The organism is Labrenzia sp. CP4, assembly GCF_001579905.1.
Lineage (GTDB): Bacteria > Pseudomonadota > Alphaproteobacteria > Rhizobiales > Stappiaceae > Roseibium > Roseibium algicola.
Genome location: NZ_CP011927.1, coordinates 3758669 through 3774866 on the forward strand (window position 1 = coordinate 3758669; position 16198 = coordinate 3774866).

A 16198-nucleotide genomic window follows, 5' to 3' on the forward strand; every position below is an offset into this window, starting at 1 on the left:
AGCCGCCTGATGCCGCATTCAAACTCTCGTCTGCGGCTCACTTGCGGCATTTGGCAATGAACACTCCGTCGCTCACGATTAAGCCACTGTTAAAACTCCTCACTTACTTTAAGTAGAAAGAATTTCGCCTAAAATCTTTTCCAGGTGACCGCATCTTGTATTCGTCGGCACAAAAACTCCTCGAAGAAGCTCGCATCTTTCCGCGTAAAAGATGCAAGTGGTCCGGCCTTTTGAAGCAGGACGCGACCCATCGCCCCTGCGTGGTCGAAGACATCAGCGTCGGTGGTTGCCGCGTTGCGACCAACACCAAGGGTCTTGAACGGCATCAGCGCATCACCATCGAAATCGAAAGCCGGAAATTGCGGTTTTACGGTGAAATTCGGTGGGTGCGCTCCGGCGAAGCCGGCGTCGAATTCCTCTATATGGATTGAGCTTCCGCTCTTCAGCGCACTTCCCGTGGGGAGCGCTGCAGTGCGCTTCACTTGGTCACGGTTTTGGCAGTTTGGCCGTTGGTGCAAATACGCCTCGATGCGCTAAGCTCACTCTCGAATTTCAGACATTGATTCTGACTGGAGAGATATTCGGACCGTGCCTGCGACGATTGAACAAGCTTTCCCATCCAATCTTTACGGCGGACGACTGACGATCGACCTTGATGCGATCGTGTCGAACTGGTCCTTGCTGAAAGGCAAGGTAAGCGACAGCACCGATTGCGCTGCCGTTCTGAAGGCCGATGCCTATGGAACCGGACAGGACAAAACCGCTGCAGCCCTCTACCAGGCGGGATGCAGGACGTTTTTCGTCGCGGTGCCGACCGAGGCCCTGACGTTGCGCGCAAGTCTTCCGGACGCCGTCATCTACGTGCTCGACGGGCTGTTTCCGGGAACGGCCGACCACTTTCTGACCCATGACATCCGTCCCGTCCTCGGCAGTCTGGAAGAACTCCTGGAATGGGCGGAAGTCTGCAAGGCGTCGGGCAAGAACAATGCCGCCGCTGTCCATGTCGATACCGGCATCCACCGTTTGGGCCTGTCTCCGGCTGAACTCACCCGCGCTCTGGGTGACAACACCGTTCTGGGGCCGTTCCAGCCATCACTGGTGATGAGCCATCTTGCCTGTGGCTCGACACCCGACCACGACATGAACCGGCGGCAGCTCAAGCTGTTTACGGAGACAACCGCCCCCTTCCCTCACATTCCGCGGTCATTGGCAAATTCCGCCGGGGTGCTGCTTGGCCCGGACTACCACTTCGACCTTGTCCGTCCCGGGATCGCGCTTTACGGCGGGCTGGCCATCGAAACCGAGCCCAACCCGATGAAACCGGTCGCCAAGGTGGAAGCACGCATCATGATCGTGCGCGACGTTCCACAGGGCGATACCATCGGCTATGGCGCGAAACAAACCGCAAAGCGCCCCTTGCGCAATGCCGTCGTGGCTGCCGGTTATGCCGACGGCATGATCCGTCGTGCCGGCTCTACGGACGACCGCCCGGGTGGCTTCGGGCTGATCGGCGGATACAAGGCGCCGATCCTCGGCCGGATTTCAATGGACATGATCACGCTCGACGTGACGGATGTGCCTGAACACCTGCTTCAGCGCGGCGCGTTTGTGGAAATGCTGGGGCCAGGTGTTGCAGCTTCCGATCTTGCCGCTTATGCGGAAACCATCGACTACGAATATCTGACAAGCCTCGGACGTCGGTTTGAGCGCGTCTATGCGCCCCTGACCTGACCGGAGCCGAGAGCGAAAGGCAATTTGCATGGCACGGCGCTCCACATCCTTCGTCTGCCAGTCCTGCGGCGCGGTTACCGCCAAGTGGGTTGGCCGTTGTGAAAGCTGCGGTGAATGGAACACCATCGTGGAGGAGCAGACCGGAGGCGGCGTCGGTGGCGGCCCCGGCAGGGCTTCCCGCAGCAAGGGCCGTGTCATTCCCCTTGTCGGCCTTTCCGGCGATGCCAAGGAAGCTCCGCGCATCCAGACGAAGGTGCCTGAACTTGACCGGGTGACCGGCGGCGGCTTCGTACGTGGGTCTGCCTTGCTTGTCGGCGGCGACCCCGGTATCGGCAAGTCCACATTGCTGATCCAGGCGGCTGCGCAACTGGCTAACCTTGGGCACAAGACCGTCTATATTTCAGGCGAAGAAGCCATTGGACAGGTTCGGCTTCGGGCCGAAAGGCTCGGGCTCGCCCAGGCACCCGTGGCACTGGCTGCGGAAACGAGCGTTGAAGACATTCTGGCGACGCTGGAATCCGACACGGCGCCGGCCCTTCTCATCCTCGACTCCATTCAGACGCTCTGGACAGACCAGGTGGAATCTCCTCCCGGCACCGTGACGCAGGTGCGTGCGTCCGCCCAGGCGATGGTGCGTTATGCCAAGAAGAACGGCACCACCCTTGTTCTTGTCGGACATGTGACCAAGGACGGACAGATTGCCGGTCCGCGCGTGGTCGAGCACATGGTCGACGCCGTGCTCTATTTCGAGGGTGACGGCGCTCACCAGTATCGTATCCTGCGCTCGGTCAAGAACCGCTTCGGCGCGACGGATGAAATCGGCGTTTTCGAGATGACCGGCAAGGGACTGCAGGAAGTCCCCAATCCTTCTGCCCTGTTCCTGGGAGACAGAAACACGTCCGCGCCCGGCGCAGCCGTTTTCGCCGGTCTGGAAGGTTCAAGACCTCTCCTGATCGAGATCCAGGCGCTCGTGGCGCAATCTTCTCTGGGAACACCGCGCAGGGCCGTCATTGGCTGGGACAGCGCGCGGCTTTCCATGATCCTGGCCGTGCTTGAGGCACGGTGCGGCGTCCGCTTTTCACAACATGATGTCTATCTGAACGTCGCCGGTGGTCTCAAGATCAACGAGCCTGGAGCCGATCTTGCCGTGGCAGCAGCGTTAATCTCCTCACTCAGCGGACTTGCCCTTCCGGCCAATTGCGTCTATTTCGGCGAAGTCAGCCTGTCGGGGGCCATCAGGCCGGTCGCCCAAGCCCCTTCCAGACTGAAAGAAGCCGAAAAACTCGGCTTCGATCAGGCTTACTGTCCGGAGGGCAATCTCAAGGACGGCACCGTGTCTTCGTTCAGGACGACAGGCGTGCCGGAACTTGGGGACTTTGTTGCCAAACTTTCGGCGGAGGCTAGTGCTACGGGGCAGACCTGACGCAAGATGGTGACGGGTTTGGGCAAAAAGTTTAAGCTCTTGAAAGAGCGCCAGACAGAGGATTTTTCAGGAACATGCCGATAACGCTGCTGGACGGACTGCTCTTGGTCATCATGTTCATCTCGGCGGTCCTTGCGATGATCCGCGGATTTGTCAGGGAAGTTCTTTCCATCGTTTCCTGGGTGGCTGCGGCAGCTGCGGCATTCCTGCTGTACGAACGGGTTCTTCCTTACACCAAGCAATATATCAACCATGACCTGGTTGCCATGGGCGTATCTGCCGCGGCAGTCTTTCTGGTCACGCTGCTTGTTGTCAGCTATATCACCATGCGGATTTCCGATTTCGTGCTCGACAGCCGGATCGGCGCCCTCGACCGGACCCTCGGGTTCGTGTTCGGAGCTGTGCGCGGTCTGCTGCTGGTCGTCGTCGCGATGATGTTCTTCAACTGGTTCGTCCAGCCGGAACAGCAGCCGAACTGGGTCAAGACCGCCAAGTCGCGGCCGATCCTGCTGTCCATCGGTGAACGGCTGGTGGCTGTGCTGCCAGAAGACCCGGAAAAGGCGATCCTGGACAAGATCCGGCAGAACAACCAGGCCGGAGGGGGAGCAACCCCGACTGATGAACCGGCCTACAGCGATTCAGAACGTCAGGGACTTGAACAGCTGACGACGGATAGTAACTAACAGGCCTTGGGCATAAACCAGGGACACTAACCGAGACTGGGGCAGTAACGGGCACCGCTTGAGGTGCAGCGTTGAATGAGGCATCCCGCGCCCAAATATGTGCGGGACGATGTACCATTTGCAAAGCGGCCAATGTTTCGTCCACCTGAGTGACGATGACAGACATTTGACCGCAAGACCCGGCCGGTCCTCCCACCGGCCAGAACGAAGGAGTGTTCGCCATGGCTGGCGGAACCGACGTGCACGAACCGTTCGACATCAATGCAGATACCTTGCGCGAAGAATGCGGTGTTTTCGGCATTCTGGGTCATGAGGATGCCAGCGCGCTGACCGCGCTCGGGCTTCATGCGCTCCAGCACCGCGGGCAGGAAGCAGCGGGGATCGTCACCGTTGACAACGAGCAGTTCCGTGCGGAACGCCATCTCGGCCTTGTGGGCGATCATTTCTCCGACGCCGACACTATCGAACGGCTGAGCGGAAAGGCCGCTGTCGGCCACGTTCGGTACTCGACGACCGGTGAAACCATCCTGCGGAACGTGCAGCCGCTCTTTGCCGAGCTGGACGGTGGCGGCATTGCCGTTTGCCACAACGGCAACTTCACCAACGCCCTCACCCTGCGCCGCCAGTTGATCCGAGACGGAGCAATCTGCCAGTCGACCTCCGATTCCGAGGTGGTCCTGCAGCTCGTTGCCCGCTCGCGCAAGGGCAAGATCGTCGAACGTTTCATCGACGCGATCACCCAGATGGAAGGTGCCTATTCTCTGGTGGCGCTGACTTCGAAGAAACTGATCGGCGCGCGTGACCCGCTCGGCATTCGCCCGCTGGTCCTGGGTGACCTGAACGGTGCTCCGATCCTGGCCTCGGAGACCTGCGCACTCGACATCATCGGGGCAAAGTTCATCCGCGAAGTGGAAAACGGCGAAGTTATCGTCTGCACGTCAACAGGGATTGAATCCTTCTTCCCGTTCGGCAAACGCCCGGCTCGTCCGTGTATCTTCGAATATATCTACTTCTCCCGCCCCGACAGCGTTGTCAGCGGTCGCAGCGTCTACGACGTTCGCCGGGAAATGGGGCGCCAGCTGGCCCGGGAATCCAACGTCGAAGCCGACGTGATCGTTCCGGTGCCGGACAGCGGTGTGCCGGCGGCCATCGGCTTCAGCCAGGAAAGCGGCGTGCCGTTCGAACTCGGCATCATCCGCAACCACTATGTCGGTCGCACGTTCATCGAACCGACCCAGCAGATCCGTGCACTTGGCGTGAAGATGAAACACTCCGCCAACCGGGCTCAGATCGAAGGCAAGCGCGTCGTGCTTGTGGACGACAGCCTTGTGCGCGGAACAACATCGGTCAAGATCGTGCAGATGATCCGCGAAGCGGGTGCGAAGGAAGTTCACTTCCGCCTGGCCAGCCCGCCGATCAAGTATTCCGACTACTACGGCATCGACACGCCGGTGCGTGAAAAACTGCTGGCTGCAAAATACGGTCTTGAGGAAATGCGTGCCTATATCGGTGCCGACAGCCTGGCCTTCCTGTCCGTCGATGGCATCTACAAGGCCATGGGCTACGATGGCCGCGACGATGCCAATCCGCAGTTCACGGATCATTGTTTCACCGGCGATTATCCGACGCCACTGACCGATCTTTCCGAGGATCAGGACTTCGTCAGCGCCCCTCGCCTGGTCGAGGTCGGCTAAAGCGCTCAAAACTCTTTGGACCGCTTCAATTTATGCCTTTCGGCGGTACCGCCGGAAGGCAAATTGATCTAAGAGATCACGCATGATCAAAGACTTTGAAGGCCGGGTCGCTCTTGTCACCGGCGCCTCCCGCGGAATTGGCTATCAGATCGCAAAGCAGCTCGGCGAACGTGGTGCGCATGTCATTGCGCTTGCACGGACTGTTGGCGGCCTGGAAGACCTCGATGACGAGATCCGCTCCGCAGACGGGGAAACAACGCTCGTCCCGCTTGACCTGACCGACTTCGACGCGCTCGACCGGCTTGGCGCCGCGATCTACGAACGCTGGAAGAAGCTCGATATCTTCGTTGCCAATGCCGGCATGCTGGGTGTTCTGTCGCCGATCGGCCACATCAGCCCGAAGGACTTCGAGAAAGTGACGGCGGTGAATGTCGTTGCCAACTGGCGGCTGATCCGCTCTCTGGACCCGCTCCTGCGCCAGTCGGACGCGGGCCGTGCACTGTTCCTGTCTTCCGTTCATGCAAGCACCTGCACACCCTTCTGGGGCCTACAGTCCATCAGCAAGGCTTCCGTTGAAGCCATGGCACGGACCTGGGCGAATGAAAGCCTGCAGACGAAGATGAAGATCAACCTGGCCGACCCGGGCCCTACCCGCACAGGGCTGCGCGCCAAGGCAATGCCGGGCGAGCTTGCCACCAACCTTCCGACGCCGGATGATGTTGCGGCAGATCTTCTGCCCTTGCTGATGCCGGACGTTCTGGAAACCGGCCACCTGTACGACCGCGTCAGCGGAGAATGGATTCAGCCCTAAGGCGGATCCTGCTGGGCTGATCCAATCAAGGGTTGCGCAGCCCGTTTTTTCGCATTACGCCTTCCGGTCGATGATCGGAAGGGAAGCATGCCATGCGGTCAGATATCAGTGTCACCGCCTGGGATTTCGACGGCGTTCTAAACCGCAATGTCGTCGACGGCAGGTTCATCTGGGCTGACACGCTGGAGAGCGACCTCGGCATCGCGCTCGATGCATTCGAACGCGGCGTCTTCGATGCCTCCTTCCTGCAAGTCATCTCCGGGAAACGGGACATAAAAACTCACCTGCAGGACTGGCTTGACCGGAGCGGCTACCTCCTGGATGCGGGAGACCTTCTCGACTACTGGTTTGCCAAGGATGATCTGCGGGATCCCTTCACCTGCAGCCTGCTTGAACATCTGACAAGTCACGACGTCGTTCAGGTGATTGCGACGAACAATGAAGATCGCCGCTCCAGCTACATCGAGCACCAGTCCGGCTTCGGCTCGCTGGTCAGCCAGATTTTCTCTTCCGGCCGCATCAAGTCAGCCAAGCCGGACACCGCGTTCTTCGTCCATGTCAGCGACACTCTCAAGGTTGCCCCGTCCGAGATCTTGCTGATCGACGACAGCGCCACAAACGTTCGCGTAGCGAAGGCGCTTGGCTGGAAGGGCTTTCATTTTACCGAGGAGACCCGCCTGGAACTTGCTTCCTTTCTGGAACTTTGAAAGCATGCGGGGTATCCAGCGGCGGTCGCTGCAGAGGAGCCAGGAAGATGAAACTCGGCGCGTTCTCGGTCAGTCTGGCCGTCAAGGATCTCGAAAAATCGAAGGCGTTCTACGAAGGACTTGGCTTCGTGGATATCGGCATCTCGGACGCGGACAACTGGGCGGTCCTGAAGAACGGCGATACCATCATCGGGCTGTTTCAGGGCATGTTCGACAAGAACATACTCACCTTCAATCCCGGCTGGGACCAGGATGCCAGGACACTGGAAGATTTTCAAGATGTACGGGACATCCAAAAGGCGCTGAAGGCGAAGGGATACGCTTTTGTATCCGAAGCTGACGAGGCCGGCAGTGGTCGGGCCAGCTTCATGCTGGTCGACCCGGATGGAAACCCGGTTCTTGTCGACCAGCATGTGTGAGGCTGATTAAGCAGCTTCGAAAGGCGCAAAGGAACTTTCGGCGATTTCCTTCAGATCGGCAAAGACGCCGGGAGCGCCAACAACGACACGTGCACCGTCGTAAAGGGACTGGTTGATGTCCTGTTCCAGAACTTCACCACCGGCTTCCTTGGTGATCAGCATGCCTGCAAGGCAGTCCCAGGCGTTCATGTGGGATTCTACATAGCCGATAAGGCGCCCGGAAGCCGCGTAGGCAAGCATCAGACCGCCCGAGGCGTTGCGGAAGAACACACCGCCCTTGGAGACCAGGGCACCGACGACGTTGACCGCATCCGTGACGGCAGTGCGGCCGTTGAAACCAACACCGACAGAGCCGTGAGAGAGGCTTTCGCTGTCGGAGGCACGGATCGGCTTGCCATTGAGGAACGCACCGTGACCGGCGGCAGCCTTGAAGGTTTCCTTGGACACCGGATCATGGATCACACCGACAATCACCTGGCCCTGATGAACGCAGGAGATGATGACGCACCACTGCGGAATGCCGGCAACGAAATTTGCCGTACCGTCGATCGGGTCGGTAACCCAGGTGTAGCCCGAAGACCCTTCTTCCATGCCATGCTCTTCGCCCAGGATACCGTCGTCCGGATAGCTCTTTGCGAGTTCCGCGCGGATGAGCGTTTCCACATTGCGGTCCGCTTCCGAGACGAGGTCCTGATGACCCTTCTGCGTAATCGTCAGCGTGTCCAGCTTGTGAAAATAGTCGAGACCGAGCTCGCCAGCCTTTTCGGCAAGGGCAACGGCGAATTCCAGCCGGTCGATGGACATGGTTCAAACTCCCTTAAGTGTCGATAGCGCGGCGGAAAGCTGCTTTCCCGCCAGGAAAGAAGAATACTGGCTGGCAGCCTGGCAACATGGCAGGCTGCCCTCCCCACTCAGCCCCGTTTTCTCTTCGGGGCGTAAGGGTTTTCGCCTTTGCGATAGGACAGGCGAATGGGAGTTCCGTGTATGTTGAAAGTCTGGCGCAGCGAGTTGACCAGATAACGCGTGTAGCTTTCCGGCAATTGTTCGGGACGCGAACAAAAAACCACGAAATATGGCGGCCGCGTCTTGGGCTGGGTCATGTAACGCAGGCGCACCCGGCGTCCGGCAACTGCGGGGGGCGGATGGTTCGCGGTGACCTTGTCCAGCCAACGGTTCAGCTTGGCGGTCGAGACACGCGAATTCCAGGCCTCGTAGGCGGTAAAGACGCTTTCGATCAGGCGATCGACGCCCTGCCCTTGCTGGCCGGACAAAGTCGCGATCTGAACACCGCGGATCTGGTTGAAATACCGCTCGTTGGCGTCCTTGATTTTCTTCCAGGCTTCTTCCCGGTCTTCGATCAAGTCCCACTTGTTGATCGCGATCACCAGCGCGCGGCCTTCGCGCGCAACCAGATCGATGATCTGCAGGTCCTGCTTCTCAAAGGACATGGTGGCGTCCAGCGTGACAACGACCACTTCGGCGAACTTGATCGCACGCAGAGCGTCAGCCACGGAAAGCTTTTCGAGCTTTTCCTGAACGCGCGCCTTTTTCCGGATACCGGCTGTATCGAACAGCTTGATATGCCTGTCGCGCCAGACCCAATCTACCGAGATGGAATCGCGCGTGATGCCTGCTTCCGGTCCGGTCAGCATGCGGTCTTCACCCAGCATGCGGTTGATCAGCGTCGATTTGCCCGCATTCGGGCGGCCGACGATGGCAACACGCAGCGGTCTTTCAATGGTGCCGACCGGCTCTTCGTCCTCGACGAATTCACCGTCCTCGTCAACATCCACGTTGGTGATCGCCTCTTCGCGCTTTGCCTCTTCTTCTTCCGTGACCCGGTCGACATGAGGTTTCAGAGCATCATAGAGATCAGCAAGCCCTTCGCCGTGTTCAGCGGAGATTGCAATCGGATCACCAAGACCAAGCGAATAGGATTCGTAAAGTCCGCTCTCTCCAGCCCGGCCTTCCGCCTTGTTGGCCAGCAGGATCACCGGACGGGTGGTCTTGCGTGCGACTTCGGCAAAATGGGCATCAAGCGGCGTTACACCAGCACGAGCGTCAATCACGAACAGAACCGCGTCGGCGGTTTCGATCGCCTCCTCGGTCTGCCGGCGCATGCGGCCCTCGAGGGATTCCTTGTCCGCATCTTCGAGACCGGCGGTGTCGATGATCGTAAAGCGCAAGTCGCCCAAGCGGGCATCGCCCGGCCGCCGGTCTCGCGTCACACCAGGTGTGTCGTCTACCAGCGCCAGGCGCTTGCCCACAAGGCGATTGAACAGGGTGGACTTGCCGACATTCGGCCGTCCGATAATGGCGACAGTAGCGCCCACAGCAGTTTCTCCTGATAGGCGGGCCTCCTCGGGCCCTGCCTCAAATGCTAGTTGAAGGCAGCGACGCCGTCATTGCCTGTCAGCACGATAATCCGGCCTCCGGCGACGATCGGTGTCACATAGACATCCATATTGGTCCGCTGCGTCAACATGGTTTTTCCAGAAGCGGCATCCACGATTGCGATCTGACCGTCGCTGGAAAAGGCAACCAGTGCCCCATTCGCCAGGATCGGGCCAGCCCAGTTGCGGCGCTTCTTCTTCTTTTCCGGACGCGGCAAGGCCGTTGCCCAGAGGGTTTCCCCGTTTTTCAGATTGAGGGCGACCATACGATCGTCGAGATCAACCATGAACAACGCGCTGCCGGAGACAACCGGCGTGTGCACGCTGCCGAGATCCTGTTCCCAGCGACGCTGGCCGGTGCGGGCATCCACCGCAACCGTGCGGCCGGCAACACCGGTGGCATAAACCGTACTGCCGGAGACAACCGGGCTCGCCGAAACGTCCGCGAGACCTGACAGGGCAAGTGTCCTGAAGCCGCGCGACACGCCATCGATCCAGGCAGGTTCGCCCGACTTGATGTCGATGGCCATGATTTCACCTGAGGAGAATGGCACGATGACACGGTTGCCGGAAATGGCCGGATTGGCCGCAGACAACAGACCAGCGGTTTCCTCAATACCTGCATAGGTCCAGGCAACGCTGCCGTCAGACTGCTTCAGGGCATAGACTTCGTTGGACTGGGATACGACAATTACGTGCCCGGCACCGGCAACAGGCGCACCACGAGCCGGCGTGTCGATGTCGACTTTCCAGATTTCCCGGCCGGAGCCGGCTTCAAGAGCCGCCACCTGACGATAGCTGGTGGCTGCGTAGACAACGCCGCCTTCAACAGCGACACCACCACCAGGCCCCACATCCCTTTCGCCTTCCGGACGCAGGTTCTGGGTCCACTGGCGTCCACCACCCGTCGACAACGCTACGACTTCGCCATTCGGCTTGTAGACGTAAATACGGCTGCCATCGCTGACCGGACGGGAAGACACCCGAAGTGCGGATGTTGTCAGCCCGCCGCCGGACGAGCCGACCTGAGCGCGCCAGGCACGATTGCCGGAGACGGATATGGCGACGTTGCCCGGATCGTTGGTCAGGCCACCACCGGCTGTTGACCAGGACTGCCCGCCAGTCGCAGAACCGACCTTTGCTGCCTGGCCAAGCGCTTCGGCTGCCGGATCGGCACCGTCGAAAACGGGCTGGCGCTCACCCTTGAGGATTTTCTCGCGAGCAAACGGGTTTATGTTCTCGGTAAATTCGCTGACCGACCCGCAACCGGTGAGGACGAGCGAAAGCGCAATGGCACCAAAAACACCGCGTCTGCGGAAAGAAACGGTTACAAAACTCACTGGTTGTTTCCTTCACTGTCCGCCTTGGCTTCGCCGTTGCTGGACCGGATCACGTCACTCAGGATCGACACGCGGCGGCTCACGTCTGCCGGTGTTTCCGCGTCGTCTTCAAGAGCGGAAATCCACTGACGGGCTGTTTCAATATCGCCGGCTTTCCATGCACTTAGGGCAAGAAGTTCGCGTGCAGCTGCACGGAACGGACCAGTGTCGCCGGTCAGCTTCTCGACCCGGTCGGCAATATCGCCGTAGCCTTGGGTGTCGACGGCAAGATAAGCAGCACGCAGCGCTGCAACATCACGAAGAGCATCCATGATGCTGGTGTCACGCGACAGGGCATCGAATTCGGCCAGGGCTTCTTCAGTCTTGCCGGAATTGGAAAGATCGGTTGCCTGGCGCAGTTTCGCCAAGGCCGGGTATCCGCCAAGGGCGTTGTCCAGTTCACCGTAAAGAGCTGCTGCTTCTTCGTAGTTCTGGGCTTCGGAAAGCCTCACGGCTTCAAAGAACGTGTCGCCAGCGCTCTGGGACTGCTGTTCCTGCCAGTAGAGCCAGCCGCGATAGCCGCCGGTTCCGACAATGATCAAGACCGCAACGCCAAGCACCCACGGACCGAAGCGGTCCCAAAGCCGACGGTATTTTTCCTGGCGGATATCTTCATCGACTTCACGAAAAATGTCAGACATGCGTGTCTATTTCCTGCATTCACTTCTTCGGCCCGGCACGTCTGCCCGGGCACGGCCCCTTCATGAGTGGCGCACATTATCCACTTGATCCGGCTCGGGCAATTCCCTGAAGGGGCTTAAATCGGTCCTTCATGGCGCAAGTGGGGCAATCCGGCACGGAATGCCGGATTTCTAACGTAATTTCAAGCTCCGCGACCGCTATCAGGCCACCGGAACGCCGATCAACAAGGCGTGCAGCTTCCACGCGAACAGCCCGTAGAGGACCAAGCCCAACAGAATCACGACAAAATCGGAGTATTTTCCTGGCTTGGCCGTTGCCAGTGCACCTATCTGCCCTGCGCCGGGCCCGCGGCGCTTGACCGAAATCCGGTCTGCCACTGCCCAGGCGAGAAAACCGCCAAACAAAAGCACCGAAGCCAGATCGCCATTTGCCAGAAGGTGAGCCAATGCCCACAGTTTTACGGCTACCAGCATCGGATGTTTCAGGACTGTCTTGATCCGCGACGGCACATAGGCAGCGACAAGGAAAATGAAAACAGGAACCATGAACAGCATTGTGACGTGGCGCAGCCAGAACGGCGGATCGTACAGCACCGGCGGGCCTTCAAAACGGGCCACGCCATAACCGTAAACAATCAGCCCCAGACCGACGAACGACAAGAGCGTATATAGCCCCTTGTACGGTGTTTCGCCGAGCCTTGAGACCAGCCCATTGCGCGTTGCCGGAAACATCGGCAACGTGTGAATTCCCAAAAACAGCACAAGGCCGGCGATCAACAAGGCCATTCCCGCTCTCCCTCTTTTGCCCGCAAGCGGCCGGGTGCCCTCAGACCCGGACATCCCTTGCGGCGAAGATAGGTGGCTGGCGGTGCACCTGCAACCAGCTTCAGACGAGCAATTTGACTGCCTCGGCGGCAGCAAGCGCCTGTGGACGGCTGGCCTGGTGTTCGATTTCGATGAACGTTCCCGTTTCGGCAGATTTCAAAATCGACACCATGACGTCGACCGCATGCAGTGCCCGTTCGAGCGAACAGCGGAACTCGGTGTCGTCTCCACTCAGGATCGACTGGACCATGTCTGCCAGACCGGCAGCCCGGTAGTTCGCACGCGGCAGGCCGTTGTCATCGACATTCGCCAAACCGAACGGGTGCATCGCATCGTCTAATGCTTTTGTCGTTCCATCTTCGGTGACCAGGCTTACGTCTCCGCCGAAATAGTTCGGGTCGGCCAGAAAAAGTGTTCCCCGGGTACCGTAAAGCTCCATAGGCTGGTGCCTATGTGCCCAGACGTCCCAGCTCGCCGTCAGCGTTACTTTTGCACCGGACCGGAACTCGAGAATCGCATGGATCGTGGTTGGGGTGGAGACATCGATCTTTTCACCATTTCGAGTGCCGTTCCCGATCGTCCGGGTCTTGAACGGCATGGCTGACATTGCGCACACACGCTTTACCGGGCCGATCAGATTGAGCAACGCGGCAATATAATAAGGTCCGAGGTCGAGAACCGGCCCCCCTCCCGGTTTGAAGAAGAAGTCCGGGTTGGGATGCCAATGTTCCATGCCGTGACTCATGACATGGCACGTGCCGCCAACGATTTCTCCGATCAGTCCTTCGTCAACTGCCTTGCGGGCAATCTGATGTGCCCCGCCGAGAAACGTATCCGGTGCACACCCGACCCTCAGATGTTTTTTGCGCGCAAAATCGGCAAGCGCCTGCCCGTCCCGGATCGACAGAGCCAGAGGTTTTTCCGAATAGACATGCTTCCCGTGTGCCAGGATTTCATGGGAAACGAGATAATGGGCATCGGGAACAGTCAGATTGACGATCAGATCGACATCATCCGCCAGAAGCAGGTCGTGCACGGTGAGTGCACGCACGCCGTATTCGGATGCGAGCTCTTCCGCAGCATGACGGTTCAGATCCGCACAGGCCCTGATTTCAAGGCCATTGAACTTTGGCGCCAAATCAAAATAGGTCTTTGAGATGGTGCCGCATCCGATGATGCCGATGCCCAGTTTGTCTGCCATGAACCTCTCCGGGGATTCGATGCAGACATCCTAGAACAAAGACAGTGTCTCGGAAATCAAATGGATGCCGGGAAACGCCGCCAGGGTTACATCGGCATGGTGCACTGCCGGCAGGTGCCGCGCAGTTCGATGGTCGTCCGGGACAACTGGAAGCCTTCGCTCTGTGTCCATTCCCTCAGGAGGGAAATGGCCTTGTCCGGCGTAAACTCGCTGACGACACCACATTTTTCACAGATGGCGAAGGCAGCCGTGCCATGACCGGAGCAGCCCTTGTGGGAACAGGCCACAAAGGCATTGAGGCTTTCCAGCCGGTGGACCATTCCGTATTCCACCAGCTTGTCGAGAGCCCGGTAGACCTGCAACGGCGCACGGAAACCGCTGTCGCGCAACAGATCGAGAATCGCATAGGCCGTCAAAGGTCCGCCCGCGTCCGACAACGAGCCGAACACCAGGGCCTGGTTCTTGGTCAGTTCGGGATGTGTCTCAACGCTCACGGACGATCTCCTTTCGTGCTCGATCTCACCCTTCTCACGATTTGCACGCCCGGGACAAGACTGACGACAAACAGTGCCATCGCCGCAACGACGATGGAGGGGCCGGACGGGGTATCGTAGGCAAGCGAACTATAGAGCCCGCCGACGACGGCGGCGGCTCCTGTCAGGGCTGCGATCACCGCCATCTGTTCCGGCGATGCCGACAGGCGCCGGGCGGCGGCGGCGGGAATGATCAGCAGCGCGGTGATCAGCAGCGCGCCGATAATCTTCAGAGAAATGGCGATAACGATTGCCGTCAGCAGCATGAAGATCAGCTCGGTCCGCTCAGGCTTCAGCCCCTCGCCCGCGGCAAGGTCCGGACTGACCGTTGCTGCGAACAGGCGGCGCCAGATGACCACGAGGACACCGAGCACGATGGCACCGCCAGCGTAGATCATGGCAATGTCCATGGGTGTGACGGCCAGGATATCGCCGAAGAGCAGCCCCAGCAGATCGACCCGGACCCATGTCATGAAGGCCAGACAGACCAATCCCAGGGCGAGCGCGGAATGGGACAGCAAGCCAAGCAATGCATCGGAAGACAGCGTGTCACTGCGCCTCAGTGCCATCAGCACGATCGCCAGAAGGATGGAAACAACCCCGACGGCCAACGTGGTGTTGACGTTGAGGAGCAACGACAGGGCAACGCCCAGCAAGGCTGCATGGGACAGCGTATCGCCGAAATAGGCCATGCGACGCCAGACGATGAAACAGCCAAGCGGTCCTGCAACAAGTGCCACACCTATGCCGGCAATGAGTGCACGGGTGAAGAAATCATCCAGCATTTCTAATGCCGCCTTCTTTCTCCGCAGCCGCGTCGGCAGGTGCGTGATGATGCTCGCCGGAACAGGAGGAACACAGCGAACCGTCCGCGTGGCGCACCTTTCCATCCGGCAGATGCACGTGGTCATGATGATGTTCATAGACGGCAATCGCCGCATTGCGCCGGTTGCCAAACAGCGCATGATACCGGTCGTCACGGCTGACGTCAGAAGGGGTTCCGCGGCAGCAAACATGACCATTGAGGCAAATCACCTGATCTGCTGCCGCCATGACGACATGAAGATCGTGAGAGATCATCAGGATGCCGCAGCCAAGCGTGTTGCGGATTTCGGAAATGAGGTCGTAGATCGCGATCTCTCCGGCATAATCCACGCCTTGCACCGGCTCGTCCAACACCAGCAGCCCGGGATTGCGGGCAATCGCGCGCGCCAGCATGACACGCTGCATTTCACCGCCGGAGAGCGTGCGCATCTGAGAAGTCATCAGCCTTTCAGCGCCGGTGCGCGCCAGCGCAGCGCGGCATTCGGCATCGGACAGGGGGTTCGTCAGCCGCATGAACCTGGCGACCGTCAGCGGCAACGTCCAGTCGATGGCGAGCTTCTGCGGCACATAGCCAATTTTCAGGCCGGGCTTGCGTTCGGCACGGCCTTCGCTCGGGCTCAGGATCCCAAGCGCCATCTTGGCCGTTGTCGACTTGCCGGAACCGTTGGGCCCGATAAGCGTCACGATTTCACCCGGAGAAACCGATAGATCTACGCCGCGCACCAGCCATTCACCGCCTTTGCGGATGCCTGCGCGGTCAAGCTGAACAAGCCTGGTATCCGAATTTGTCATAGTCCTGAAAGCCTGCTGCGCTCTTTGGGAACCAACGCCCTGGCGTTACGTTATTACGTATGTAGCGTTCAAGCCACTTGCTTGCAACTTGTCCCGGTGCTGATTAACACTCAAAGCAACACCGGTGCGCCCGCAAGCGCC

General features: G+C 59.4%; 17 protein-coding genes. 8 read left to right on the top strand and 9 right to left on the bottom strand.

The genetic code is table 11. The features are described from left to right. The first annotated feature begins 155 nt into the window (after positions 1-155). The 8 genes from ACP90_RS17265 to ACP90_RS17300 all read left to right on the top strand — a co-directional run bounded on the left by ACP90_RS17265 (position 156) and on the right by ACP90_RS17300 (position 7468). Positions 156-431 (top strand): PilZ domain-containing protein, encoded by a 276-nt coding sequence (locus ACP90_RS17265; protein ID WP_023003961.1) that lies wholly within the window; start codon positions 156-158, stop codon positions 429-431. 157 nt (positions 432-588) lie between these two features. Further along, the gene (gene alr / locus ACP90_RS17270) at positions 589-1731 is read left to right on the top strand and encodes an alanine racemase (RefSeq protein WP_062489054.1); all 1143 of its coding nucleotides are present in this window, start codon (positions 589-591) and stop codon (positions 1729-1731) included. Positions 1732-1759: 28 nt separating this feature from the next. Further along, complete coding sequence (gene radA / locus ACP90_RS17275; RefSeq protein ID WP_062489055.1) at positions 1760-3154, top strand: DNA repair protein RadA; 1395 nt, start codon at positions 1760-1762, stop codon at positions 3152-3154. A gap of 74 nt (positions 3155-3228) precedes the next feature. Further along, the gene (locus ACP90_RS17280; protein WP_023003958.1) at positions 3229-3837 is read left to right on the top strand and encodes a CvpA family protein; all 609 of its coding nucleotides are present in this window, start codon (positions 3229-3231) and stop codon (positions 3835-3837) included. A 221-nt stretch (positions 3838-4058) separates the two neighbouring features. Beyond that, positions 4059-5531: an amidophosphoribosyltransferase gene (gene purF / locus ACP90_RS17285; protein WP_062489056.1), complete on the top strand. Its 1473-nt coding sequence runs from the start codon at positions 4059-4061 to the stop codon at positions 5529-5531. An 82-nt stretch (positions 5532-5613) separates the two neighbouring features. Beyond that, on the top strand, positions 5614-6342 hold the full coding sequence (locus ACP90_RS17290) for an SDR family NAD(P)-dependent oxidoreductase (protein WP_062489057.1): 729 nt from the start codon (positions 5614-5616) through the stop codon (positions 6340-6342). A gap of 92 nt (positions 6343-6434) precedes the next feature. Then, positions 6435-7049 carry an HAD-IA family hydrolase gene (locus tag ACP90_RS17295; protein WP_062489058.1) on the top strand — a complete coding sequence of 205 codons (615 nt, stop codon included), beginning with the start codon at positions 6435-6437 and terminating at the stop codon, positions 7047-7049. 47 nt (positions 7050-7096) lie between these two features. Beyond that, on the top strand, positions 7097-7468 hold the full coding sequence (locus ACP90_RS17300) for a VOC family protein (RefSeq protein ID WP_062489059.1): 372 nt from the start codon (positions 7097-7099) through the stop codon (positions 7466-7468). 6 nt (positions 7469-7474) lie between these two features. On the opposite strand, the gene ACP90_RS17305 is transcribed toward ACP90_RS17300, so the two are convergent. From ACP90_RS17305 to ACP90_RS17345, 9 genes are all read right to left on the bottom strand, one after another. Continuing rightward, a complete protein-coding gene (locus tag ACP90_RS17305) occupies positions 7475-8272 on the bottom strand; it encodes an inositol monophosphatase family protein (protein ID WP_023003953.1) in 798 nt (265 codons plus the stop codon). 107 nt (positions 8273-8379) lie between these two features. Continuing rightward, complete coding sequence (der, locus tag ACP90_RS17310; RefSeq protein ID WP_062489060.1) at positions 8380-9801, bottom strand: ribosome biogenesis GTPase Der; 1422 nt, start codon at positions 9799-9801, stop codon at positions 8380-8382. Between the two features lie 47 nt (positions 9802-9848). Continuing rightward, a complete protein-coding gene (locus ACP90_RS17315) occupies positions 9849-11201 on the bottom strand; it encodes a PQQ-binding-like beta-propeller repeat protein (protein ID WP_062489061.1) in 1353 nt (450 codons plus the stop codon). After that, positions 11198-11881 (bottom strand): tetratricopeptide repeat protein, encoded by a 684-nt coding sequence (locus ACP90_RS17320; protein WP_023003950.1) that lies wholly within the window; start codon positions 11879-11881, stop codon positions 11198-11200. The genes ACP90_RS17315 and ACP90_RS17320 overlap by 4 nt, the downstream gene beginning before the upstream one ends. Positions 11882-12082: 201 nt before the next feature. Then, a complete protein-coding gene (locus ACP90_RS17325) occupies positions 12083-12667 on the bottom strand; it encodes an NnrU family protein (RefSeq protein WP_062489062.1) in 585 nt (194 codons plus the stop codon). A gap of 100 nt (positions 12668-12767) precedes the next feature. Next, the gene (locus ACP90_RS17330; RefSeq protein WP_062489063.1) at positions 12768-13907 is read right to left on the bottom strand and encodes a Gfo/Idh/MocA family oxidoreductase; all 1140 of its coding nucleotides are present in this window, start codon (positions 13905-13907) and stop codon (positions 12768-12770) included. A gap of 86 nt (positions 13908-13993) precedes the next feature. Beyond that, entirely contained in the window at positions 13994-14401 is a 408-nt protein-coding gene (locus ACP90_RS17335; protein WP_023003947.1) for a Fur family transcriptional regulator, read from the bottom strand. Then, complete coding sequence (gene znuB, locus ACP90_RS17340; protein ID WP_023003946.1) at positions 14398-15225, bottom strand: zinc ABC transporter permease subunit ZnuB; 828 nt, start codon at positions 15223-15225, stop codon at positions 14398-14400. Before znuB ends, ACP90_RS17335 begins: the two co-directional genes overlap by 4 nt. Then, the gene (locus ACP90_RS17345) at positions 15215-16057 is read right to left on the bottom strand and encodes a metal ABC transporter ATP-binding protein (RefSeq protein ID WP_055653619.1); all 843 of its coding nucleotides are present in this window, start codon (positions 16055-16057) and stop codon (positions 15215-15217) included. The genes znuB and ACP90_RS17345 overlap by 11 nt, the downstream gene beginning before the upstream one ends. Between the last annotated feature and the right edge of the window lie 141 nt (positions 16058-16198).